This window comes from Thalassolituus maritimus (genome assembly GCF_900156675.1).
Taxonomy (GTDB): Bacteria; Pseudomonadota; Gammaproteobacteria; order Pseudomonadales; family Oceanobacteraceae; genus Thalassolituus; species Thalassolituus maritimus.
Genome location: NZ_FTOH01000006.1, coordinates 75,456 through 97,911, shown reverse-complemented (window position 1 = coordinate 97,911; position 22,456 = coordinate 75,456). Strand labels below are relative to the sequence as shown.

The following is a 22,456-nucleotide window of genomic DNA, read 5'->3' as shown; positions in this document are numbered from 1 at the left end:
AATTAAACTGGTCTGCTTAAACGGCTTGAGCCTCCAGCCGTTTAAGTAATTTCTTACACCGCAATGCCATCTCTTCTTTTTCAAGAGCCTGTAACGCTTCATGCATCAAAGAATAGGCTTTAATCAATAGCTGATTATCTGAGCAGTCCTGATGCATACCATTCACCAGTCGAATTACGGCTGGGTAATCCCCAAAGGATGCGTAATCCTGCGCGAGAGTGAAACGAACTTCGTGACTTGTCGGTTTAAAGTCGGGAACCACACTGCGGGTCTGGTTATAAATTCTCTTAAGCTGGGCCTGGTGTCCTTTATGTAGCTTGTAAGCCATATAGTCGTCGGCAAAATCAGGCAGATCTTCTTTGTTTCCGGTAGCCGTTAAGAATTCGAAATATTCATCATTGAACGACAGGTCCAGCCCATTACGATCCAGTGTCTTCTTATATAAGCGATTGACGCCCTCATAGTCGCCTTCCTTGATCAGAACACTGATCTTCGCACGGCTGCGCTCTACTTCGCTGCGGTATACCGGAGCATCTCCTGTCTGTGCGCGTGCGTAGAAACCAAGCTTTTCCTGATACTGGAAAACCACGTAGCCGAGGAGGTGAAATATAACCACCATATAGAAATTAGAAATGACTGACTGAAGAATCATGCTCGCCCACTCGAATCCAGAGAAGACCATGTAAGAAAGCAAACCAACAGACGAACTCATCAGTAAAAGAAGGCCAATCAGAATACCGTACGGTAAGCCCACAGCACTGACGATACGCAATATATTCTGTGGCGCGAACGACACCAGTACGCGATCTGTTAACGCAAAATTAATAAGAAAGGCGGGAATACTGAGAACAACCAAGGCTCCGAGTAGCCCGGTAATCCCTGCCCCCAGATAATGATATGAGCCGATCCCACCTGCGGTAATCAGGATAATCAAACCAATCATTTTGAAAATAATCACGATGCCACCCGAGAAAGCTTCGCTAAGATCGGGGGGAGACATATTTCCCGCGGCCGTCTCTTCCAGGCATTGAAAGCTGTACTTGGTAAGAATACCCGCCGAGATCAGCCCAGCCACGGCACCCACGATAGGTACAAAGAACAGAACACCGCTGATTGCAGACAGTACAACTATCAGAGTCATAACCGGAACGGTCAGTGGATACCGGAAGGTTTCAGAGAGGCGTTCCCAGAAGGGTTCAGCCGTGTACGCAGATCCCAGTGACTCGAGCGTCGCACCACATTTGCAGCAGTAGCGGTCCTCCCCCCTTTCAGACTCCTGTGTGCAGGTATCGCATACCCGACTGTCGCAATGAGTACAGTACCAGGTGGCGGCGTCTGTAGGATGATATTTGCAGTACTTCATTTATGCCCCCATCGCCAGTTGTTCGGCAACACTCACATAGTATTGCTGTTTATCTGCCCGGTTCTGACGGCTGTGCGCTTTGGCCAGGCTGGTCGCCACCCGGCTTAATTCAGATGATTTTGCGTTGCGCTTTTTCAATAGAGAAAAGATCTCTTCTGAGAAACTGAGATCCTCTAAGTGAGAGAAATTTGAGCCACAGATCGCCAGCGTTTCTGAATCAATATGCTTAAGGTAAGGCCGGATATCTGCCCATATGTCACGTTGACGGATTAATTCTTCGTCTGAAGTACCTTCGTAGCGAAGCACTTTTTTCAGGCTCACCAGCCAGGTCTTATTTCTGCGTAATTTAAGCAGGTTGTACTGAAGTAGCAGTAATTCAAACTCCTCACCATAGGTCGCAATTGCCTGCTCTATACGATGCTGAGCAGTATCAAAGCGATACTTCTCAATGGCAGCGTATATCTCCGCAAGTTGCTGGCGATAAGGTTCGGTATCATCTTCAGGCGTTTCGATGTATTCGAATTTAAGTAACTCAGGGCGAATCAGAGCCAGCGCCCCAACAGACAATGCACCAGCAACAAAACCACCAGCATGAGCCATAAAGGCGACGTTACTGTCAGGGTCTGTATAAAAGCTGATCAGCTCTTTGCCGATATACACCGGCAGAAGAATCATCGCCGGTGCCCTGAAGTAACCAACGATCAAATAGAACCAGTAAAAGAAGCGAATAGTCTGCCATCGATAAACAATCAGATACATTGCCATTACCGCCGACAATGAGCCCGAAGCACCCACCAAAGGTTGTTCTGAAGTGAAATCCACAGCTGCATGTGAAATACCAGCCACAATGCCGCCGAGCAGATACAGTCCGAGAAACGGCAGGTGCCCTAGAACCGCCTCAACCACAAAGCCACAAATCATCAGAAACATCATGTTCCCCATCAGGTGCATAAAATCACCGTGGAGAAACTGATACATAAAAAGGTCAATCACCGAGAGGTCGTTCGGCTTCACACCAAAACGCACACTACTAATACTGTCTATCTGCTCATTGATCTCAGAGCGACGATCCACCCACTCGTAATAAAAGCTCGGGTAAAACAACGAGGGGCCGTTCGCTTCAAGGTATTTATAGAACCCCCGGTCTGTCACAACCGCAGTTGCGACCGGAAAAATCATGTCGTCTTCGTGGTATGACCGAAGCTCTTCGAGTTGCTCAATGTCGCCCTGTTGTTCTAGATAAGTCTGGTAGTGTGGCCATTCATCTTCAAGGTACCCCGACTCGTTGTACGCAGTAATTGCCTTGATATAACGTTCGGTGTCGCCGCTCTGATAGAGAAAAAATACGAGGATATTCAGAAGGATGATACCGATCAGAACAATCGGCGGGTGACTCCAGTTCAGGCGCCGCTCAACGGGAAGGATAATCATGTAGTAGCTGTCCTTGTCGCTCGTGGCAGGGCTCCAGCCCACCACCCTGTAAACTCTGCCAGCTTAAACTGCTTCCCCTCGTCGGACAACTCTACAAACTCAGTTCCCGTGTGCTAACTGAGTGAATAAAGTATCGCCAATCCTGTTAGAATACGCGTTTTATCCAGATCACAGGTTGAATCCATGTCTATTGAACGTCGAATGGTGGTTGCCAACGATAATTGTCCCGCTCGCATGGTGCCGTCCGGTACGCCGACGACAATCAGCGCAGGTACCTTCGTCACCATCAATCAGGCACTGGGTGGCAACTATACGGTGACGGTGAACGGCAACATGATGCGCGTCGATGGTACCGATGCGGCTGCGCTGGGGCTTGAGTCTGAAAGCATCATCTTCGATGATCCGGGGGATGGGCAGGTGCACAAAGAACAGATTGAACAGGCCCTGCGCACCATTTTCGATCCTGAGATTCCGATTAACCTGCTCGATCTCGGGCTGATCTACGGAATCGATATCGAAGGCACTGACGTCAATATCAGGATGACACTGACAGCTCCCACCTGCGGTATGGGCCCGGTTCTGGTTTCCGATGTGAAATACCGTGTCGCAAAAGTCCCTAATGTCACTTCTGTCAATGTTGAACTGGTATTCGACCCTCCGTGGAGCCGGGACATGATGACCGAGGAAGCGCAGCTCGAGGCAGGATTGTTCTTCTGATTCGCTGATCAATCGTTCGCGGGAAACTGGCTATTTCAACAATGGCCGGATATGATGTTACCAGTTTGGCAACATTGCCAATGCATTAGTAATAATAAAAATAAAATAGCAATAAAAAGTGGCCGTCTGGCCCAGGCGAGCAATGAACGACTTGTATTTTACGGCGCTGACCGAGGCCTTGCATGAGGCTGAGATCTGCACGCCGACCCTAGTACTGGATAAGGAACGTCTGGATAGAAATATTGACCACCTTATCGACGTACTGAATAAAGGGTTCGACTATCGCCTTGTCACCAAGTCGTTGCCCTCAATTCCATTGCTTCAGTACATTATGCGACGCACCGGCAGTCAAAGGCTGATGTGCTTCCATCTACCCTTTCTGCTGCAAATCGTGAATCAAATTCCGTCTGCCGACATTCTGATGGGAAAACCTCTTCCCATTCGCGCAGCACGTCATTTTTATAACTGGCATAAAAAGCAAACCAGCAGTATGTGCTTCTCTCCAGATCTTCAACTGCAGTGGCTGATAGATAGCCCTCGCCGATTAGCTCAATACGGCCAGTTCGCCCGGGAGAACAATCTGACCATCAGGGTCAGCCTGGAAATCGACGTAGGTATGCATCGCGGTGGCTTCAGAAGCAGCAGTGAGTTCACCGAAGCTTTACGGATAATTCAGAACTCAGACCACCTGATACTGACCGGCTTAATGGGCTACGAGGCTCATATCCCACACATTCCAGGTATTCTCGGTGGCGCCCGGCGTGCGTTTGCAGATGCCCGAGGGCGATATAGCAACTTTCTTCGGGCGGTAGAAACAGAGTTGGGAAACGATGCCCTCAAAGACCTGACGCTCAATACTGGCGGTAGCTCAACCTACACCATGTATACCGACAACAGCTTTGTATCGGAGATCGCGGCTGGCTCTGCATTGGTTAAACCCAAGAACTACGATGTTGATACCCTGGAGCATCATATTGCCGCAGCCTACATAGCCGCGCCTGTTCTGAAGAAGGTAGATCGCCCAGAGATTCCTCTATCACCTGCTGTGTCGGCAATTCTCCGCTGGACTGGCTTCCTTCCATCTCAAGGGGCTTTTATCTACGGCGGTAACTGGCTTGCAAAACCTGTCTACCCAAGGGAAACGGAGCAGGTTCGTCTTCATGGCCGGTCCAGTAATCAGGAACTGTATGGATTTCCGAAGGATACGAAGATCGAAGAAGATGACTATATTTTCCTGAGACCGACACAAAGCGAGTCGGTGTTTCGTCAGTTTGGCCATATCGCCATCTATGAAAACGGTAAGATTACCGATTGGTGGTCGGTATTTCAGGAAGAGCACAACGAAGGGAACTCCGCCGACTCACTGCTTGAGTCGGCTCAGAAGCGAAGCTATCGCCTATAATACGAACCGCTCGGCCTGATCCTGTAATGTCCGGGCCAGAGCGCGCTGCTCTTCTGCGGTTTTACGCATGAAATTACCTGTTGCAGCGGTATGACGCGAAATATTGAAGATATTTTTCGTGCGCGTCGATACCTCTCCGTTGGTCTGCACCTGCTCTTCAGCGGCGGCGGCGATCTGGTCTGACATATCCCGGATACCAGCCACAGCATCACGGATCATCGACAACTCCTGACTGAGCGTACCGGACAGTGACACGGCTCCTGTAACAACATCTTTTGAGCCCTCAACGGCTTTAAACGCTTCCTGAGTCTGCGACTGGAACTGACTGACGATTTGCTCAATCTCATACGTCGATTCCTGTGTTCTCTGAGCCAGGCTGCGGACCTCATCAGCAACAACAGCGAAACCACGCCCCTGCTCGCCCGCCCTCGCAGCTTCGATAGCTGCGTTAAGTGCCAGTAGATTAGTTTGCTCTGCAATCGCCTTGATCACACTCAACACGCTGCCGATAGACTCACTACGACCGTGCAATTCGCGAATCACACCCGCGACCGAAGTCATCGTTTCATCCAGACTGGCGATCTTACCAACACTCTCCTGCACAACACCGACGCTTTTCCCGATCGTCGTATCGGCGGAATCCGTCTGCTCGGACATATTGTGAATATTCACGGCGATATCCCGCGCTGCGATCTCAAGCTGCCCGACTGACTCGACAACAGATTCAGTTTCGGTCTGTTGCTGCTTCATACCTTTGGTGCTGAGCGAGATCGTCGCGTGGTTCTGAATAGCAATCAAAGACAGTTGTTTCGATGTGCTGTCGATGGAGCGGATCATATCCGCAATCTGTGCCTGCATACTGTTAAAGGCCCTCGCTGCTGCGCCGAGTTCGTCGTCAGTATGAATGATGGCTGGGGTATCAAGCTGCAGATTGTCAGAAACCCGCTTCAGGCCCTGCACAACCTCTCTGATCTGATTGACCAGCATAGCGACGATCAGCCAAACCAGCAGAATAGATATTGCCACAACAGCAACTGCGATAGTCAACATACCTACAAACTCACTCTGAGCCAGCACCCCGCCAGCTTTGGCATTGTTGATCAGAGCGCCTGATAAGGTATCTTCGACCTCCTTCAGTTTATTAATGCGCTCTGTTGAGGCCGCAAACCAATCTGCAGCCTTCACACCAAATCCACCAGTGGCAGACTGCCTGTGGGCGGTGTCACGATACCTCTCAACTTCAGTAACTTCTTCGCTGGCGTTAAAGCGCTCCCACAATGCCGCCCCTTCACCATCAGTGAACGCGGCGAACTCGCGGAAGTGACTCTCTTGTTCAGCAACCAGGTGAACGAAGCGCGAATACAGAGCACCTTTAAACTGATCTGCACCAAAAGCGTTACTAAGCACGGCTCTCTCGATGCCTGCACGCTCTTTGCCCTGGAGGAATGAATAGTATGCGGAGAGATCAAGCGTAGCCTTTGCATCCTCAGAATAGTGCGCAGCTTGCGCGGGTACACTCAGAAGATGTGCAATGGTACCAGTATAGAACTTAAGCACCTCTCCCAGTTCGACCGATTGGTCAGTGACGGATTTACGCATAGAAGCCAAGCGTTCAAGGCGTTTTTCCGCCGCCTCAATTTCCTGCTGAACCCCCGGATAATCTTTCAATGAATGGTCACGGATATAAGATTCCCAATCCACCCGGCGGGTATCCACAAGCTGGCGCTGCTTAACAATCGCCTGCGCAAAGGAATTCCCGCCACTCCCAAGATAACCCGCAGACATGCCCCGCTCTTTCTGCATTTCATGGGCAAGGTTACTATTGAGCCGGGTCAAGGTGACAAGCACTTCGATATGACTGAAGCTTGTAATTCGAGCGCTCATCGACTGCAATAAGCGTATGTCAGTCAGCACCAGGGCTGCCAGCAATGGTCCTATGAGTAAAAGTAGCTTTGCGCGGATGCTCAGACTTTTGATTAATGACATGACACCCCTCCTCTTTGGCTTTAAGCGTAGTCCGGCAAAACCGCACTGCAAGCAACAATAGTGGCAATAAACGCACTGTGAACAATCTTCCCTTTCAGGTTGGCCCGGCAAAGCACAGCACCTGCTGATCCAGCCTTCCCATTCTGGTATCATCCGCATCGATTTACGACATGAATAAGGGATACTCCGTGCTGACGATTTACGGTATCAAGAACTGCGACACTATGAAGAAAGCCTTAAAGTGGCTGACTGACGCAGGCATCGACTACCACTTTCATGACTACAAAAAAGAAGGAGTCCCGGCGGACAAGCTGGATGCATGGCTCGATGAACTAGGTTGGGAGGCGGTGATCAACCGTCGCGGGACGACCTGGCGCAAGCTTGATGAAAGTACCCGTGAAGCGATGGACAATGACACGGCGAAAGCAGTCATACTCGACAACCCTTCAATCATTAAACGCCCACTCCTCGATACTGGCAGTGAGCGCGTGCTTGGCTTTAAGGCAGACGACTACGAAGCTCGCCTGAAATAACAACATTTAAACGACTACTTGAGGAATACTCATGACCACATTCGCAATCGCCATTGGTGTTGGTACCCACAACAGTAAAGGTGAATGGCTCGAGGTTTACTACCAGAAGCCTCTGCTGAACCCGGCTGACGGCATCGTCGAAGCTGCTCGCACTGCTCTCGGATACACCGGTGGCAACGAAGCAATCAGCGTGAATTCTGACCAGCTGAGCACCTTCGCTTCTGCCGTTGAAGGCGCAGACAGCGAGCAAGCCAAACTCGCGCGCGCATGTACTGAAAGCAAGCGTCCAGTCGTTGTAACCATTCTGGAGTCTGACGATCAGGCGTCATCCACTCCTGAAGTTTACCTCAAGCTCCACCTGCTCTCTCACCGTCTGGTTAAGCCACATGGCGTTAACCTTGCTGGAATCTTCGGTCTGCTGCCAAACGTTGCATGGACTAACAAAGGCGCAATCGACCTGAATGAACTGGCTGATGCTCAGCTACAGGCCCGCCTTGAAGGTGAGCTGCTGTCAGTGAACAGCGTTGATAAGTTCCCACGCATGACCGATTACGTGGTACCAACGGGCGTACGTATTGCGCACACGGCTCGTGTTCGCCTCGGCGCTTACATCGGTGAAGGCACAACCATCATGCACGAAGGTTTCGTTAACTTTAATGCAGGCACCATGGGTGTTTCCATGGTTGAAGGTCGTATCTCTGCGGGCGTTGTTGTTGGTGACGGCTCTGACCTGGGCGGCGGCTGCTCTACGATGGGTACTCTGTCTGGTGGTGGTAACATCATTATTTCTGTTGGCGAGAAGTGCCTGTTAGGTGCCAACGCCGGTATCGGTATCCCTCTGGGTGATCGCTGCACCGTCGAAGCAGGCCTGTACGTGACCGCTGGCACTAAGATTCAGGTACTCGACGATCAGAAGAACATCGTTGAAACCGTTAAAGGACGTGACCTGGCGGGTAAATCAGACCTGCTGTTTCGTCGTGACTCTATTACAGGCGCCGTTCAGTGCGTGACCAATAAGAGCGCTATCGCTCTGAATGAAGAGCTTCACGCGAACAACTGATACCGTTAAATCCCGCTTGTCCGGGCAGGCCTGCCCGGACAACCTTCTGCTTCTCTCCCAACCCTCAAAGTAAACTCGAACGTAACCAGTGTTACTGCAATGTAATCACTGAACGTATATTTTGTGTATTTGCACGAAATCGCCTTTCGTTACCTATTTTACTGACTAACCTATAAATACCAGCCAGCGAGAAACCATTCCAAACGCGGTTGGAAACACCACGTCAATAAGATGTAGCGAATAGGCACAGCCGGCGAAAATAAAAATAACAGCCGCTGAATAACGAAAAGTAAGCCTGTCGATCACCACTAAGCCCTGCTCTCTCCCCGGAGGCAGGGCTTTTTCCTTTCTGCAGGCTGCAACTGGTATCATGGTATTGCAACCTGATGTGATGACTATGAATAAAGACAAACGTATCGAAATCTTTACCCGGCTCAGAAACGAGAATCCGAATCCGGAAACTGAACTGGAGTACACCTCTCCCTATGAATTGCTTGTTGCCGTGACCCTGTCGGCACAAGCTACCGACGTAAGCGTAAACAAAGCGACACGGAAGTTGTTTCCCGTGGCAAATACGCCCGCCCAGATTCTAGCTCTCGGTGAAGAAGGCCTGAAGGAATACATCAAAACCATCGGTCTGTTTAACAGCAAAGCGAAGAATGTCGTCAAAATGGCCGAGCTCCTGCTTGAGCGCCATGGAGGTGAAGTTCCTAAAACGCGCGACGAACTCGTGGCTCTGCCCGGTGTCGGACGAAAGACGGCCAACGTCGTACTGAATACGGCCTTCCGGCAGCCAGCAATGGCCGTCGATACCCATATTTTCCGGGTATCAAACCGCACTAAAATTGCCCCCGGAAAGAACGTGGATGAAGTTGAAGCACGTCTCATGCGACTGGTGCCGAAAGAATTTCTGATGGATGCTCATCACTGGCTGATTCTTCATGGGCGATACACCTGCGTGGCACGCAAACCAAAGTGTGGGTCTTGCATCATCGAAGACCTATGTGAGTTCAAACAGAAAACGTCTGACTAAAGACAGCAGTAGAACCAGAAACTGCCCAGCCAGAAGTAACCAAGATGAAGGAGAGAGATAATGAGAATACTGCACACTATGCTGCGCGTCGGCGACCTCGATCGCTCGATCAGCTTCTATACCGAAGTAATGGGTATGCAGCTCTTGCGTAAAAGCGACAACGAGCAGTACCGCTACACCCTGGCCTTCGTCGGCTATCAACCAGAGAAAGAAGGCGCCGTTCTTGAGCTGACCTACAACTGGGACGAGTCAGAGTACGACCTGGGTACAGGCTACGGTCATATAGCAATCGAAGTCGATGACGCAGCAGACACCTGCGACGCCATCCGTAACGCCGGCGGGACTGTGACCCGTGAAGCAGGCCCCGTCAAAGGTGGCAGCACGGTCATTGCCTTCGTACAGGACCCGGACGGCTACAAAATCGAGCTTATTGAAAAGAAACAGCCTGTTCCCATCGAACTTTAATTCTGGCAGCTAATCAGCCGCGTACGCCCGACTGAACTGACATCCTGCTCAAAAATCAGGCAGCCTCTCGGGCCACTGCTACACTGAATGCAAGTCAGTATGAGGCAGTAACAATGTTCAACCACTTATCCATTAAGGCGAAGCACAACCTGATCGTCGCAGCGACACTCGCAGGACTAGTCGTGCTTGGCCTGATCACCAGTGTGCAACTCACCTCGATTGAACACCTCGGAGAGGTACGCCAGAAAATCGCTGATGTAGAGAAAGGGGTCCTCACACTCAGGCGCCATGAGAAGGACTTTTTAGCCCGCCTTGATCCGGCTTACCTCGACAAGCATGCCAGTACAACATTGGCACTGACTGAAAGCCTCGCCAAGCTCAAGTCTGACATGCGTATTCAAGACATGAACACTTCCGGTGTCGATAACCTCCAACAATCGATAGATGGTTATGTCGCGTCATTTAACACCCTTGCGACTCTGAGATCCGATGCCGGTCTGACTCCGAACATTGGACTCTACGGCAGCCTGCGCGACGCAGTCCATCAGGTCGAAGAATCTTTAAAAGCAGGCGGAGACTACGAGTTGCTCTATCAGATGCTTATGCTCAGACGCCATGAGAAAGACTTCATGCTACGCCTGGATGCCAAGTACGTTGATCGTTTCACTCAGCGTATCGATGACACCATACCCATGCTAAGAGAGCGCGGCTTCAATACTTCTGTGCCACTTATGGAGAAGTACAGAAAGGACTTCTTATCGCTGGCCGATAAACTGAAAGAAATTGGCCTCACTGCTGACTCAGGTGTGTCTGGAGAAATGCGTCAGTCAATCCGCGAATCAGAGACAAGCCTGGAAACTATGGCGACAGCCGCACAAACTGAGGCGAGTCAGTTACTCAGTTCAACCTATCGCGCCTTATTCATCACCTTCGCCCTGATCATTGCCATTATCTTTGCCATTACCAAGCTGATTTCAAACAGTATCTGCAAACCGGTGATCAGCATCACAGAGCGCATTCAGCACATATCGAAAGACCTGGATCTGTCGCAGACCGTAGCTCATGGTTCAACCGATGAACTGGGACAGATGTCGACCTCGTTCAATCACCTTATCACCAGTCTCCGTGAAACCATTGACCAGGTGTTACGTTCGTCCAGCACGGTGGATGAAGCCGCTGTTGCTCTTCGCTCAATCACAACCTCACTCAATACCGTGACTGACGAGCAGGAGCAGGAGCTACAGAGTGCAGTAACCTGCATCGACGAAATGTCTCAGACAGTGCATCAGGTAGCACGTAATGCATCAGATGCTGCTGATGCTGTTACGTCAGTGGGTAAGGACATCAGCAAGGGTAAGAAGATTGCGGATGAGGCACGGGATGCTATCCAAAGTCTGAGCAAGGACATCACAAACACTTCTGCTGCTGCCCAACAACTCCAGAAAGACAGCGAGAGCATTGCAGAAATTCTTGGTGTCATTAACGGAATTGCCGAACAGACAAACCTGCTTGCACTCAACGCTGCGATTGAAGCCGCCCGCGCCGGTGAACAAGGCCGGGGCTTTGCCGTGGTAGCTGATGAGGTGCGTACGCTTGCAAGCCGTACCCAGGAATCTACCGAATCGATCCGCAGTACGCTTGAGCAGTTCCGTTCGGGGACAACACAAGTCGTCGACACAGTGGAACGGTCACAGGCTCAGTCTACCTTTGGCATTGAAAAAACGACCGAATCAGCGGCCATTCTGGATCGCATTTCAGAAGTGATGCTCAGTATCAATGATGTAAATACTCAGGTAGCCACAGCGGCAGAACAGCAGAGTCAGGTCGCGGCTGAAATCAGCCAGAATATCCACAAAATCAATGGTCTGACACAGCAATGCAGTGAAGAAGCATCAAAAGCAGAACACGAAGGGAATGTGCTCAGTGGACTTTCAAAAGAGCTGGCACAGAAAATCAGTCGCTTTACGCTCTAGAGAGTTGTAGTCCTTTGCACCGGCGGCCTTCGATATCTGCCAGACATGAGTGATATCAGAAGGCCGCAGAACATAGTCTCAGTCGCGAATCATACGACGTAGAGTTTCATCCCGACGGATAAAGTGATGGTAAAGCGCACCCAACACATGCAGTGCAATCAGCGCCATCAGTACTTTTGAAACAATACCGTGTGTCAGACCTGCAATTTCATTCAGCTGTTCATTCTCTGCGACCAGCGTAGGAATTTCCCAACCGAACATAGCTACTGAATAGCCTGCAGACTGACTCATCAGAATACCGCTCACAGGCATCAGCAGCATTGAAAGATAAAGCAAACCTTTTACCGCGCCGGCTACCATTTGTGTACTTTTTGGCACACCGCTAACGGGTCTTACCGGATTAATGATACGTAACGGTATACGTAAAAAGAAAAGAAACAGCGCCAGAACACCGACTGACTTGTGCAGCGCCATCAGCTCAAATTTTTCCGGACCATTGGCCATGTTCTCCAGCAGTGTCCCCACGACCAGAAGACCAATGATGATAATCGCCATCAACCAGTGAACCATCTTGGTTGCCGGGCTGTAGTACTTTCCACCTTTACGCATTTTTAATTCTTTCCTGTTTTTAATTTCGGCCAGCAGCTGGCCCTCTCTCATCAGGCGCTATCTTGTCATCGTCGCGGGAGCCTGACAATGTCATCAGGCTTACTTTCTTTACACGCACTCTCAGTCAAATCAGGGGATAAACCACCTGGTCATGATACCCAGTGATCACCGTCTGAGTTCCCGCCCAGCGACGGTCAAGTTCTACGTCACTACTATCAATTACGAGCGGTCGACCTTCGAGCCCGACCAGTTTTGTCTTTGTCGTTACAACGTAGAAGTGCTCTTTTCCCAGAGCAGTAAGGATACGTGGGCTGAATTGCTGATTTCCACGACCGAAAATATGGCCCTGCCCGCCCATGACACTGACTACCGCGTAGGCTTCCTCGTATTCCTGCAGTAGCGCCCAGATATCTGACTCGCTCAGATCACTGGCGATAACCTGTTCATCGACGACAGCATCAACACCTAACAAAGTAGACTTCAGGTGAAGCTCATCAAGAATGGCCTGGGTCGTTTTACCGGAGCCAAAAAGGTAAAGCACACCCGGCTCCATCTCTTCGATAACATGCGCTGCAATGTCGGCCAGCACCAGTTCTTCGGATTCGGTACCGCCCTGTTTTACCGACTGCACAAAATGCCCGCTCTGAACGACGCGCATTTCACCGTATTGCCGAGCGCGAACCTGATCCTCGCGGAATGCATCTTCATCAAGGTCTCTGACCTCTGCTTCCCGGATATCGACCAGTTGCCCCTGCACCAGACGCTGCAAGACCTCACCGCTCGCGCTCGGCGATATACCATAAACACCAGAGTGAATTTTTACGCCAGCAGGAATCCCCAGAACCGGTACGCGGTCACCAACAACGCTACAGATATCCCGTGCAGTACCATCACCGCCTGCGAACACCAGAACGTCTGGCTTCGCTTCGGCAATGTGCTGAACCGCAGTGATGGTGTCGGCCGCAGTAGACGGCGTAGCAGGCTCAAAATCGACAAGGTGATACCGGAAGTTCATTTCATCCAGCAATGCCTGTCCCATATCTCCCGGGCAAGACAGAAACTGAATCTGGTCTGCATAGGGACACAGCAATTCCAGTGCAACCCGGGCACGGTCAGACGCCCTCTGAGTCGCACCACGACGGAATGCCTCTTTAACAATCTCAGGGCCGTCGCTGCCCTTAAGCCCCACTGCCCCGCCAATCCCGGCAAAGGGGTTGATAATAAATCCCAGCGTCAACATATCAGAACCAATCAGTCAGCTTGATGCCGATACCGAATCGCTCCTGATAACGATCGTAATCGATCAGGCTTTCGCCATAACCATTGAAATATTGAGCATAACCTTTGATCTTCTTAGTCAACGGAAAGCTGTAGCCCAGCTCAACTGCGCCGCGGTTTTCTGAAAAATCGAGATTATTCCGTACCATGATCGAGAACTGGTGCTTCTGCATCAACTTAACGTAATGCAGCTCGCCGTACCCCAGGTAATCATCCATATCCGGATTATCATTGTCTTTCGGATCTTCAGGGTCAGCCTCCTTACCTTCCGGAATACGCCACCAAACCTTAGGACTGATGACACCACTCCCTACGATAAATGCCGTCTCTGCGATGATCCGGTTCCAGCTGCGCGACAGCGTACTGGTCTGTCCATTGGACTGGTGATTCAGAGACAAACGGACGTAATCCACGATTTTGTCTTTAAGCATCCAACTCACCATCAGCTCAGGCTCGTGGTTGCTCTCGCGGAAAGGGCGTGAAATATCACTGTTGTATACCTGCCAGAACGAGCGGTTGGTGTAGCCCAACTCAATACGACTGAAATTACCGAGTACATCCTCGGCGATAATGTATTTGAGGCTAAGCTGAACAATAGCCTCAAGGTGATCGTATCCATCCTCGAGCGGAACGTCTTCGTCGGCGTATTGGTTCAGTGCCCGCTCAAGCTCATCGTTGCTGGGCCTGGCCTGCCAGGTCAGTGGAAGAAAGTAATTGGGCCGGTGCGGAAGAAGTACGTAAGGATTTTCAGAGGCGAGCATTTCTGTACGGACTTTATCGATCAGGGTCGGTAAATTTTTAGCCTCGTCAGGAAATTCATCTTCGGAGACGACCTCAATTTCTACTTTTTCCGTTCTCACTTCCTCCGGAATATTCTGCCGGATAAGATTTTTTTTGCGAACCGTGTCCGTAGTAGATTCGGTAGCGAACGCAGGCAGTGCGACAGCTAGTATCGCAAGAAGTCGCCATCCAGTAGAGAAACAGTGCTGCATCATCAATGCGCTCCATTAATTCGATTTTTATTGATTACCATCTAGGCTGAGAGAATACCACGAATCCATTTGGGCCGGCCTCTGGAGGGAAGTGTGACTGCAAAATCTCTGATAGTGATGCTCTCATTCTTTACATTATTGAATGCCAATGCATCTCCACTTACGCCGAAGCATCTCACTTTTGGCGTCAATGAAACTGATCTGGGTATTCGTAATGGGCTACTGGATAACAGTGACGATTACCGCCACAGCTTCGATTACGCAATCGCCGCCGGATGGACACTGGCCCAAAAACTCGAACTCGAAGTCAGTTACGAAATACCCGCCCTCACCCAAGACGAAGACCGCCCTTCTGTCAGTGGACTGGGAGCGTCGGTACACTATTTTCTGTATGAGGGTCGATTGCAGCCGTTTGCCGGACTGACCCTCAAGCACCTGTCACTGGATGCTGCGGACAGTGGCATTGATCTGCCCGGCAGCCTCTCTGGGCCAGGGCTAAAACTCGGCCTTCAATTCGACTTCAGCGAACATCTGTTCGGCCGCATTGACGCAACACGCATGGAAGGAATGAGTGATGACCTCCGTGCCACTCAATACCAACTGTCATTAGGCTACCGATTTGGCTCAAAACAGGATGTGGCATCCGCTCGAGAACGGCCCACTCCTCCTACCATTATTGAAGCCCCTGCCGCTGTCGAGCCACCTGAAGTTATTGAGAAACCCATTCCTGTGCCGGGCCCCGTCGTTGTTGTCCTGCCGCCCGATCATGATCGGGATGGCGTTATTACAGCGCAAGACCAGTGCCCCGACACTCCTCCGGGCATGATGGTAAATGCCGTGGGCTGTTCACCATTCGATCTCGCCTTGTCAGGTATCACATTTGAAACCAACTCTGCCAAGCTGACCTCAAGCAGCACCGCAATACTTGACCAGATTGCCAGCGACCTGCTGCCCTTCCCCGATTTGAAGATCGAAGTACAGGCCCATACGGATGATCGAGGCTCAGCACAGTACAACCTGAGATTAAGTCAGCTCAGAGCCGAGTCAGTAAGAACCTACTTGATAAAGAAAGGCATTTTATCTGACAACCTGATTGCGCGTGGCTACGGTGAAACTCTCCCCAAATACGACAACGAAACGGCCACAGGCCGAGCTAAAAATCGTCGGGTGGAGCTCCACTTCCTCACCTCAGAGAATTGATTTTCTGATACTTGAGGCACCTTTGAACAATTCAGTCATGCAGCGAGTGAGTGCTGTAGTGCTTCAGATCGAGGCGTTGTTCGAAGGTAATGACGCCCCCTTATCAAGATCAACAACAATGAGATGAGGTGTCTACAGCTCACGCCCTTCGGGGCTTCCAGGACAGCCTCATTTCTTTGTTGCTACTTATCGATGTAGTCCAATATATCTTCAAAGTAGCGCCTTGAACTGACACTTTCCTTGTAGCCGCTATCATCACTGCATTATTCAAAGGTGAATTAAAACTCCTGAAAAGCGCCGATATTTTGTCGGTGTTGTTATCTTTCGTAACACTACCTGCAGAATTATCCCTCCCCACTGAAAGCTTACAAAATAGTGACCCATCAGGAATATTCTTAAACTACCCTGAGAAAAGAGCGATCAAAAACCGATGAAAATACTCAGGTATTAATATGCGTTTATTCAGGGTAACGAAAGCGACTCTATTTTTTGTTCTTACTATGGCCTCCTGCATGCCAAAAGCTCTGGCGCAGACGCCTATGGTCTTTTCCGGCAGTCCAACAGTCTCTGGCAATGGTACGGCCGGCACGACGGCTCTCTGGGAGGACGTAGCGGACCTTAATGGCCAGTCGGTGGATGTCGTGTTACGGGTGGTCAGTGTTTCATCGGGTGCGACAGTGGGTTTCTTCACTGCCAATGACGATGCCCGCGCACGTGTGGAATACGGCACCGCCAGCGGCATCGTACTCGCCACGGTAAACTATGAGTTTTTCAAAGCCAACACATTCGGCACAGGCTCTGAAGAACGTATCACTATTATTCCCTCTGCTGTCTACAAGGACATCGATAATGCGGCGGACGAAACCCTGATCGTCGTGTCCGACGACATGGCCGCCTACACAGTCGAAACACCAAGCAATATTCAGGTTCAGGTGAACGGCGCCAACACCGAATTTTCCTCAGATGCCAATGGCACAGAGCTGGATAAAAACCTCGCCGTACAGATCGACTTCAACCCCACCGACATCATCCCGGTGGTCCTGTCCATTTCGGGCGGAGCCCGTAATTTTGACTTCGACGGCGACCTTGATCTGGTATTTGATAACCCAAACAAAACCAAGCAGGACAATACGCCACCACAGACCCCAACGGTCGATTCATTACTGACCAATGATCCGACGCCGGTCATCACCGGAACGGCAGAGCCCTTCACGACGGTAACGATCACCGTCGGTGGTGCAACGTTCAGTCGGGTTGTAGAAGGTGACGGCACCTGGAGCTTGGATACCGGCGCTGTTGCTCCTGAATCTGGCGCCTTTGCTCCCAACACGAACGGCACCAACGAAGTCGCTGTCGTCAGCACGGATGCTGCGGGCAACAGTACCGCCGATGCATCGACGAACGAGCTGACTATAGACACGACTGCACCGGGCGTTGATATTCAGGGCGAACCAGCGCTGACCAACAGCGCATACACCGTCACCTTTGAGTTCACAGAAGACGTAACGGGTTTCACTGGCTCTGATGTCACCCTCAGTAATGCAACGCTGTCTGATTTCACCGCAGTCGATGGCAACACTTACACAGCAACCATTACACCGATTGCGGATGGTCCTGTGACGGTTGATGTTGCCTCGGCGGTTGCCCGGGATGCAGCCGGTAATGACAATACCGCAGCAACTCAGGCGAGCACCACATTTGATGGCACCGCTCCAGGTATTGATATTCAGGGCGAACCCGCTGCGACCAACGGCGCCTTCCCTGTCACCTTTGAGTTCACCGAGGATGTCACTGGCTTCGATGGCACTGACGTATCACTGACCAATGCCACACTGAGTAATTTCACTGCGGTTGATGGCAATACCTACACGGCCACCATCACACCGGATGGCAACGGCAATGTAGCGATCGATGTCCCCGCTGCGGTTGCTCAGGACGCCGCGACCAACGACAACACCGCGGCCACGCAAGCAACCGTTGTTTACGATGCTGACGCTCCGGGTGTCAGCATCAATAATGCACCGGGAACCATCAATTCTACGGCGCCATTTAACGTCACTGTCGACTTTACCGAAGACATAAACGACTTTACCTCAGGGGACGTCAGTGTCACCAACGCAACCGTCACTGGCTTCACACAGGTGGACGGCAACACCTGGACCGTTGAAATTACCCCAGATGGAAATGGCAACATCAGCCTGGATATTGGCGGTGCCGTCGCCACCGATGCGGCCGGTAATAACAACACCGCTGCGACTCAGGTAAATGTCATTCTCGACTCTGACGGCGATGGTATCGACGACCAGACTGAAGGAACCGGCGACGATGATGGCGACGGTATTCCGAACTATCTGGATGCCAGCAACGATGAAGATGGCGACGGTGTACCGGACACCATTGAAGGCAGCGCCGACTCAGACGGCGACGGCATTAACGATGCCCAAGACCCCGACGCCGATAACGATGGTATTCCTGATGGCCTGGAAGCCGGAGCCTCTGGCAACGACACCGACGGTGACGGCATCGACGATGCGTTCGATGTAGACCAGACGGGAGGTACCGATGCGAACAATGACGGCATCGATGACAACGTGGCTGCACCTGACAGCGACGGCGATGGCAATGCGGACTTCGTAGACCCTGACAGCGATAACGACGGCATTCCTGATGGCGCTGAAGCGGGCGTCTCAGGCAACGATACCGATGGCGACGGCATTGACGATACCTACGACGTCGACCAGACCGGAGGAACCGACGCCAACGGAGACGGTGTGGACGACAGCGCCGCACTGAACGACGCAGATGGCGATGGCATTGCCGATACTCGTGATGCCGACAGCGACAACGACGGTCTGCCCGATGCACTTGAAGGTGGATTGACTGGCAACGACACCGACGCGGATGGCATCGATGACGCCGCAGACGTCGATCAGACCGGCGGCACCGACGCCAACAACGATGGCATTGATGACGCCTACACCGCCAAAGACACAGACGGCGATGGCATCCCTGACAGTCAGGATGGCGACAGCGATGCTGACGGTGTGGCCGATCAGGTAGAAGTGGGCGCCAGCGGCACAGACACCGATGGCGACGGTATTGACGACACCTACGACGTCGATCAGACCGGCGGAACAGACGCCAATGGCGACGGAGTCGACGACAACGTAACCCCACCCGACAGCGATGGTGACGGAGTTGCTGACTATCTCGATCTCGACTCAGACAACGACAGCGTTAATGACGTTGATGAGGCAGGCCTACGTGATGACAACGGTGACGGCAAACTCGATGACGGGGAACTGCCAGTACTGAACGAGCCCGACGCAGATAACGACGGTTTACCAAACCGCATCGATACCGACTTCAACAACGACGGCACCGATGACATCGACGACGGCCCTGCCAGCGCATTAGATGGTGACAATGACGGTCGTATCGACGACGACACCGACAGCGACGGCGACGGTATTCCCGATAACAACGATGGCGCTGCGGGACAGCACGGTACGCTACGCGACCTGGATGGCGATGGCATTCCAAACCCTATCGACCCGGACGACGACAATGACGGCCTGTCAGACGCAGATGAAGGTACCGGTGACTTTGACGGTGATGGCATCCCTGACAACGCCGATGCCGACAGCGATAACGACGGTATTCCAGACTGGCAGGAAGCATCTGGCATCGCACCGACCGGTAACGACGCCGATGGCGACGGTATTGATGATGCCTACGACGTCGATATCACTGGTGGTACCGACGGCAACGCTGACGGTATCGACGACAGTGCCCAGGTCGCACCCGATACTGATCTTGATGGCGACGACGATTATCGCGATACCGACAGCGATGGCGACGGTATCCCTGACTCAACCGAAGCGGATACTGGCACCGCTACGGGCCAGGACAGCGACAGTGATGGTATCGACGACGCCTACGACACAGACGCTAACGGTGACACTGACAGCAACAACGACGGCATCAGCGACGTCGACTATGTCGATACCGACAACGACGGCGACCCCGATGCTCGCGACACCGACAGTGATAACGACACCACAGGCGATGCGGCGGAGGGCACCAGTGATTCGGATGGCGATGGCCTGGCCGACTTCCGCGACAGCTCGGCCGATGAAGACGGCGATGGCGTTCCGGATGTGATCGAAGGCAGCAACGACAGCGATCAGGACGGTACTGCAGACGCCTTCGACATTGATAACGACAACGACGGTATTCCAGACGCACTTGAGAGCGGACTGAGCGGTCAGGACACCGACGCCGATGGCTTTGATGACGCCGTGGATGTCGATCAGACCGGCGGCCTCGACAATAATGCCGATGGCATTGACGACCAGTTCCAACGCCCGGATACCGACGGTGATGGTATTCCTGACAGCCAGGACCCAGACACCGACAACGACGGTATTCCTGACGCGCTGGAAGCAGGCCTGACTGGTCTCGACACAGATGCAGACGGTATCGACGATGCCTTCGACGTTGACCAGACCGGTGGAACCGACGCCAACGGCGATGGCATTGATGATGACGCCACCTTCCCAGACACGGACGGTGACGGCATTCCGGACTTCCGTGATACCGACAGCGACAACGATGGCGTTGCGGATGCACTCGAGGGGGGCGCCAGTGGCACAGACAGTGATCAAGATGGTATCGACGACGCCTTTGACGTAGACAGCACCCTTGGAACCGACGCCAATGGCGATGGTATTGACGATGCGGCCTCAGCGGTGGATAGCGATAACGACGGTACACCGGACTACCTCGACCTCGACAGTGATAACGATGGCCGCCCGGACATTTCCGAAGCTGGCATCAACGATGCCAATGACGATGGCCTCAATGATCCCGGTGCGCCTGTGATCACCAGCGAGCCTGATACCGATGGTGACGGCATACCCGATCGCATTGACACCGACAGTAATAACGACGGTCGCAATGACATCGAAGACGGGCCATACAGTGACTTCGACACCGATGGAGATGGCCGCATCGACATCACTGGAGACAGTGATGGTGATGGTATTGACGACAGCGTCGATGGCGAGCCTAACGGCCGGGGAACCGAACTGGACTCAGACGGCGACGGAATCGTGAACAGCCAGGACCCGGATGATGACAATGACGGCATCAGCGATGTGGATGAAGGCAGCGGCGATACCGACGGTGACGGCGTACCCGACCGCCTCGATCGTGACAGCGACAATGACGGCCTGACCGACAGCTATGAAGCCGGCCGACAGCCTTCGGGCGTCGATACCGACAGTGATGGCATTGACGACGCCTTCGACGTCGATCAACAGGGCGGCACCGATGCCAATGGCGATGGTATCAGCGACCGCTTCGCGCCACGCGACAGTGATGGCGACGGCATCCCGGACCTGTACGACACCGACAGCGACAATGACGGTGTTCCGGATGTGGTGGAAGTGGGTGTCGTACCACTAACGGGCCGCGACAGTGACGGCGATGGCATTGATGACGCCTACGATGTCGACCAGGCAGGTGGTAATGACGCCGATGGTGATGGCGTGAGAGATGACCTGTTACGACTGGGTGATGAAGATGGTGACGGCAGCCCCGGCTACCTCGACAGCGACTCCGACGGAGATGGCTTACCGGACTCAGCAGAGAACACCGATTTCAACGGTGACGGTATTCCAGACTTCCTGCAATCGCAACCCAACATCGAAACGGCACTACAGGGTAACGGCAGTCATTCTCTCTGGTGGCTACTCTGGATTCCTGCACTGGTCGCAACACGCAAAAGGAAGCAAGTATGACGTGTCTCCATAACATCAAGCTTAAATGGGTTCACGGTCTGGCCTTGAGCGGGGTTCTGACTGTGAACGCCGCATTCGCAGACTGCTCTAAAAACGATCTGCGCGACGACGACAACCTCTGCGCCTACTTCGTTGCCGGCGTCAATTACAGTTATCTGCATCCGCACTCCAATGGCAGTAGCTGGCGGGTCACTGACGAGTATGGACATGGTGTGGAATTCGCTGTCGGCGTACACGCGAATGAAAACTGGTCGGTTGAAATATCGTACGCGGATCTCGGGTCAGCCGGGATGAACAACCTCAATACTGCGATTGAGGGCACACAACGGATCGACTATCGGGTTCCTGCTGCCTGGGTACAATATCGCTTGTTGGGTGACAAGATGGCTGAAGACTGGGACCTATCGGTTCGAACCGGCATCTCATTTATGATCAACAAGTCGTCTGATCCAATCTTGCCCTTCAAAGAGCAAACCACCATACAGATTCCACTGGGCGTCTCTTTACAGTGGTGGCCTGAGGGTGACTGGGGATTTCGGTTGAAACTCGACAGCTACGATTACGACGTGTATAGCCTCAGTTCGTCAATTATGTACGGCTTCTGAGGCTA

The 22,456-nt window shown here is 52.2% G+C and carries 16 protein-coding genes; 10 read left to right on the top strand and 6 right to left on the bottom strand.

What is annotated here, in order from left to right:
• Window positions 1-16: 16 nt before the first annotated feature.
• Window positions 17-1,363: a hypothetical protein gene (locus tag BW941_RS10610; RefSeq protein WP_076515926.1), complete on the bottom strand. Its 1,347-nt coding sequence runs from the start codon at window positions 1,361-1,363 to the stop codon at window positions 17-19.
• A complete protein-coding gene (locus BW941_RS10605) occupies window positions 1,364-2,794 on the bottom strand; it encodes a rhomboid family intramembrane serine protease (RefSeq protein WP_076515924.1) in 1,431 nt (476 codons plus the stop codon).
• A 183-nt stretch (window positions 2,795-2,977) separates the two neighbouring features.
• On the opposite strand from BW941_RS10605, the gene sufT reads away from it, so the two are divergent.
• Window positions 2,978-3,511, top strand: a complete 534-nt coding sequence (gene sufT, locus BW941_RS10600) for a putative Fe-S cluster assembly protein SufT (RefSeq protein ID WP_076515923.1) — start codon at window positions 2,978-2,980, stop codon at window positions 3,509-3,511.
• A 142-nt stretch (window positions 3,512-3,653) separates the two neighbouring features.
• Window positions 3,654-4,913 carry an alanine racemase gene (locus BW941_RS10595; RefSeq protein WP_076515921.1) on the top strand — a complete coding sequence of 420 codons (1,260 nt, stop codon included), beginning with the start codon at window positions 3,654-3,656 and terminating at the stop codon, window positions 4,911-4,913.
• Here the strand turns inward: BW941_RS10595 and BW941_RS10590 are convergent.
• The gene (locus BW941_RS10590; protein ID WP_076515919.1) at window positions 4,908-6,899 is read right to left on the bottom strand and encodes a methyl-accepting chemotaxis protein; all 1,992 of its coding nucleotides are present in this window, start codon (window positions 6,897-6,899) and stop codon (window positions 4,908-4,910) included. The genes BW941_RS10595 and BW941_RS10590 overlap by 6 nt on opposite strands.
• A 170-nt stretch (window positions 6,900-7,069) precedes the next feature.
• Here BW941_RS10590 and BW941_RS10585 point away from each other — a divergent pair, with 170 nt between their 5' ends.
• The 5 genes from BW941_RS10585 (at window position 7,070) to BW941_RS10560 (ending at window position 11,963) form a co-directional block, all read left to right on the top strand.
• Window positions 7,070-7,432, top strand: coding sequence for an ArsC family reductase (locus BW941_RS10585; protein WP_175607893.1), 363 nt, complete (start codon window positions 7,070-7,072; stop codon window positions 7,430-7,432).
• Between the two features lie 31 nt (window positions 7,433-7,463).
• Window positions 7,464-8,492, top strand: coding sequence for a 2,3,4,5-tetrahydropyridine-2,6-dicarboxylate N-succinyltransferase (dapD, locus tag BW941_RS10580; RefSeq protein WP_068441287.1), 1,029 nt, complete (start codon window positions 7,464-7,466; stop codon window positions 8,490-8,492).
• Between the two features lie 397 nt (window positions 8,493-8,889).
• Window positions 8,890-9,525 carry an endonuclease III gene (gene nth / locus BW941_RS10570; RefSeq protein WP_076516227.1) on the top strand — a complete coding sequence of 212 codons (636 nt, stop codon included), beginning with the start codon at window positions 8,890-8,892 and terminating at the stop codon, window positions 9,523-9,525.
• A 60-nt stretch (window positions 9,526-9,585) separates the two neighbouring features.
• Window positions 9,586-9,990: a lactoylglutathione lyase gene (gene gloA, locus BW941_RS10565; protein WP_076515915.1), complete on the top strand. Its 405-nt coding sequence runs from the start codon at window positions 9,586-9,588 to the stop codon at window positions 9,988-9,990.
• Between the two features lie 113 nt (window positions 9,991-10,103).
• The gene (locus BW941_RS10560) at window positions 10,104-11,963 is read left to right on the top strand and encodes a methyl-accepting chemotaxis protein (protein WP_076515914.1); all 1,860 of its coding nucleotides are present in this window, start codon (window positions 10,104-10,106) and stop codon (window positions 11,961-11,963) included.
• Between the two features lie 78 nt (window positions 11,964-12,041).
• Here the strand turns inward: BW941_RS10560 and BW941_RS10555 are convergent, their stop codons facing one another.
• From BW941_RS10555 to BW941_RS10545, 3 genes are all read right to left on the bottom strand, one after another.
• The gene (locus BW941_RS10555) at window positions 12,042-12,572 is read right to left on the bottom strand and encodes a cytochrome b (protein WP_076516224.1); all 531 of its coding nucleotides are present in this window, start codon (window positions 12,570-12,572) and stop codon (window positions 12,042-12,044) included.
• A gap of 124 nt (window positions 12,573-12,696) precedes the next feature.
• Window positions 12,697-13,812, bottom strand: a complete 1,116-nt coding sequence (locus BW941_RS10550; protein ID WP_076515913.1) for an ATP-NAD kinase family protein — start codon at window positions 13,810-13,812, stop codon at window positions 12,697-12,699.
• Window position 13,813: 1 nt separating this feature from the next.
• Window positions 13,814-14,845: a phospholipase A gene (locus BW941_RS10545; RefSeq protein ID WP_076515911.1), complete on the bottom strand. Its 1,032-nt coding sequence runs from the start codon at window positions 14,843-14,845 to the stop codon at window positions 13,814-13,816.
• Window positions 14,846-14,935: 90 nt separating this feature from the next.
• On the opposite strand from BW941_RS10545, the gene BW941_RS10540 reads away from it, so the two are divergent.
• From BW941_RS10540 to BW941_RS10530, 3 genes are all read left to right on the top strand, one after another.
• Window positions 14,936-16,042, top strand: a complete 1,107-nt coding sequence (locus tag BW941_RS10540; protein WP_076515909.1) for an OmpA family protein — start codon at window positions 14,936-14,938, stop codon at window positions 16,040-16,042.
• Window positions 16,043-16,554: 512 nt separating this feature from the next.
• Window positions 16,555-21,846, top strand: coding sequence for a beta strand repeat-containing protein (locus BW941_RS10535; RefSeq protein ID WP_139325822.1), 5,292 nt, complete (start codon window positions 16,555-16,557; stop codon window positions 21,844-21,846).
• Complete coding sequence (locus BW941_RS10530; protein ID WP_076515905.1) at window positions 21,843-22,451, top strand: hypothetical protein; 609 nt, start codon at window positions 21,843-21,845, stop codon at window positions 22,449-22,451. Before BW941_RS10535 ends, BW941_RS10530 begins: the two co-directional genes overlap by 4 nt.
• The last annotated feature ends 5 nt before the right edge of the window (window positions 22,452-22,456 follow it).

What these genes read in the sequence shown, in the direction of transcription:
- BW941_RS10610 (WP_076515926.1), bottom strand. Translation starts at nt 1,363, where the DNA reads ATGAAGTACTGCAAATATCATCCTACAGACGCCGCCACCTGGTACTGT.
- BW941_RS10605 (WP_076515924.1), bottom strand. Translation starts at nt 2,794, where the DNA reads ATGATTATCCTTCCCGTTGAGCGGCGCCTGAACTGGAGTCACCCGCCG.
- sufT (WP_076515923.1), top strand. Translation starts at nt 2,978, where the DNA reads ATGTCTATTGAACGTCGAATGGTGGTTGCCAACGATAATTGTCCCGCT.
- BW941_RS10595 (WP_076515921.1), top strand. Translation starts at nt 3,654, where the DNA reads ATGAACGACTTGTATTTTACGGCGCTGACCGAGGCCTTGCATGAGGCT.
- BW941_RS10590 (WP_076515919.1), bottom strand. Translation starts at nt 6,899, where the DNA reads ATGTCATTAATCAAAAGTCTGAGCATCCGCGCAAAGCTACTTTTACTC.
- BW941_RS10585 (WP_175607893.1), top strand. Translation starts at nt 7,070, where the DNA reads ATGAATAAGGGATACTCCGTGCTGACGATTTACGGTATCAAGAACTGC.
- dapD (WP_068441287.1), top strand. Translation starts at nt 7,464, where the DNA reads ATGACCACATTCGCAATCGCCATTGGTGTTGGTACCCACAACAGTAAA.
- nth (WP_076516227.1), top strand. Translation starts at nt 8,890, where the DNA reads ATGAATAAAGACAAACGTATCGAAATCTTTACCCGGCTCAGAAACGAG.
- gloA (WP_076515915.1), top strand. Translation starts at nt 9,586, where the DNA reads ATGAGAATACTGCACACTATGCTGCGCGTCGGCGACCTCGATCGCTCG.
- BW941_RS10560 (WP_076515914.1), top strand. Translation starts at nt 10,104, where the DNA reads ATGTTCAACCACTTATCCATTAAGGCGAAGCACAACCTGATCGTCGCA.
- BW941_RS10555 (WP_076516224.1), bottom strand. Translation starts at nt 12,572, where the DNA reads ATGCGTAAAGGTGGAAAGTACTACAGCCCGGCAACCAAGATGGTTCAC.
- BW941_RS10550 (WP_076515913.1), bottom strand. Translation starts at nt 13,812, where the DNA reads ATGTTGACGCTGGGATTTATTATCAACCCCTTTGCCGGGATTGGCGGG.
- BW941_RS10545 (WP_076515911.1), bottom strand. Translation starts at nt 14,845, where the DNA reads ATGATGCAGCACTGTTTCTCTACTGGATGGCGACTTCTTGCGATACTA.
- BW941_RS10535 (WP_139325822.1), top strand. Translation starts at nt 16,555, where the DNA reads ATGCCAAAAGCTCTGGCGCAGACGCCTATGGTCTTTTCCGGCAGTCCA.
- BW941_RS10530 (WP_076515905.1), top strand. Translation starts at nt 21,843, where the DNA reads ATGACGTGTCTCCATAACATCAAGCTTAAATGGGTTCACGGTCTGGCC.